The following is a 795-nucleotide window of genomic DNA, read 5'->3' as shown; positions in this document are numbered from 1 at the left end:
GGTACTTCTTTGCGTACACCATCAATGATCAGCGTGGTGTTTTCTGGTACCAAATCCATTAAGGCCTGAACGCCACTTCGAGCTCGTGATGATGCGTATGCTTCTAGCTTTTCACCAATAAGGAAGAGCAATAACACCATCGCGGCTTCTGCGGTTTCACCTAAGTACAACGCACCTAATGCAGCAACACTCATCAGTGTTTCAATGGCAAATGGTGTGCCACCACGAGCCAGTTTGACGGCCTTACGGGCAATAGGATACAAACCCAGCAAACAGGATAAAGTAAAAATCCAGCTACTAAGCTGAGGGTTGATGCTTGCGACAAGGCCCGCAAATGCCATTGCACCTGCGATCGATAAAATCTGTAGATTGTCTTGAATAAAACCGAACCAGCCTTTGCTCTCTTTCTTTTGCTTTGGTTTATCCAGCGCAGAAAGCGGGAAACCAGTTTGGCGCGCTGTTTGTTCGATGATCGAACTTAGAGAATGGTCATCAAAATCGACAACTAACTTTTCTGTAGCAAAAAGGACTTTGGCATTCGTAACGCCTTGCAATGACATGATGGCTTTTTCAAGCTTTTGCGCACAAGATGGGCAATCCATGTCGGACACGAGCCAACTGCTACGGACTGAGGATTCTCGCAGTTCCGCGGGGCCTTCTTCATCGGCGGTGTCCGAACTGCAACTGCCTCCACTACAGCAAGAGCTTTCAACAGTATCAACACCCGCTTGAGCAATATTTAGCGTCGGTTTAGTTGGCGCGCAGCAAGAGTCACGGGCGCTGAGCGGCACCGCA

Annotated in this window: 1 protein-coding gene; it reads right to left on the bottom strand. The window is 48.7% G+C overall.

Annotated elements, in window-relative coordinates; genetic code table 11:
- Positions 1-795 (bottom strand): cation transporter (locus R7R24_RS26125; protein WP_318120033.1); only part of this gene is annotated, 795 nt, incomplete at both ends.

The organism is Vibrio sp. 704 (genome assembly GCF_033339295.1).
Note: the sequence above shows the minus strand (reverse complement) of the source record. Positions and strands in the feature narration are given on the sequence as shown.